1 protein-coding gene is annotated in these 269 nt (G+C 40.9%); it reads right to left on the bottom strand.

All coding sequences use genetic code 11. The features are described from left to right. On the bottom strand, window positions 1-269 hold a 269-nt coding region (locus tag CD126_RS12215; protein ID WP_240626090.1), incomplete at both ends, for an Ig-like domain-containing protein.

The raw sequence follows: 269 nt of genomic DNA, 5'->3' as shown, positions 1-269 counted from the left end.
GTAACAGTAATTTCTTCGCCACCTTGTAAATCTTTCGGTAAATCGATGCTGTAATTACCATTATCGTCAGCTGTACCTGTGATTGGATCATGGCCTGGAATATTTACAGTAACTTCTGATCCTGGTTCAGCCTTACCTTTAATAGCGTCATCTTCACTATTTACGTCTTCAGCTGTTGGTACATCTGGTGCAGTCTTGTCAGCTACAGTTGTTGTTGCTTTATCAGAAGTGTTTCCTGCTTTGTCTGTCGCAGTTACTTCAAGTTCTTC

This window comes from Staphylococcus pettenkoferi, from assembly GCF_002902685.1.
Lineage (GTDB): Bacteria > Bacillota > Bacilli > Staphylococcales > Staphylococcaceae > Staphylococcus > Staphylococcus pettenkoferi.
Note: the sequence above shows the minus strand (reverse complement) of the source record. Positions and strands in the feature narration are given on the sequence as shown.